This is a genomic window from Pelotomaculum sp. FP (assembly GCF_004369245.1).
Classification (GTDB): Bacteria; Bacillota; Desulfotomaculia; order Desulfotomaculales; family Pelotomaculaceae; genus Pelotomaculum_C; species Pelotomaculum_C schinkii.
Map to the genome: position 1 here is coordinate 1 of NZ_QFGB01000166.1, position 586 is coordinate 586.

General features: G+C 51.7%; 2 tRNA genes. Both read left to right on the forward strand.

What is annotated here, in order from left to right:
• Positions 1-178: 178 nt before the first annotated feature.
• A tRNA-Ile gene (locus Psfp_RS21985) sits at positions 179-255 on the forward strand.
• A gap of 110 nt (positions 256-365) precedes the next feature.
• Positions 366-441: transfer RNA gene (locus Psfp_RS21990), tRNA-Ala, on the forward strand.
• Positions 442-586 lie beyond the last annotated feature (145 nt).

Genomic DNA, 586 nt, shown 5'->3' on the forward strand with positions numbered 1-586 from the left:
CACCTCCTTTCTAAGGAGAACATGTCAGACGTCAGAAGTCAGACGTCGGACGTCAGGATAGAAGGAATTCGCATACGCGAATTCCAACCTAAGACTGACGACCGCTGCCCGACGACCGACGACTGATAACTCCGAGGTCGACCATCCATCGACACACTGTTTAGTTTTGAGAGACCGTGGGACTATAGCTCAGCCGGCTAGAGCGCACGCCTGATAAGCGTGAGGTCGGTGGTTCGAGTCCACCTAGTCCCACCATTAAATAGAAGTGGGACGTGAGAAGTGAGACGTGGGAATAGAAGGAATTGGCTAACGCCAATTCCTATAAGGATCTCACATCAAACCTCTAACGACGCACCTTCTGATATGGGGGTGTAGCTCAGCTGGGAGAGCACCTGCCTTGCAAGCAGGGGGTCAGCGGTTCGAGCCCGCTCATCTCCACCATCTCTCAAAAGCAACAATGTTCTTTGAAAACTGCACAGCATAGGAGAACAAGAGTAACTAGAGCATAGAAGATGTTCTAAGTAGCGCGCGAAATTAGGTCAAGCTACAAAGGGCATACGGTGGATGCCTAGGCGCACAGGGCCGA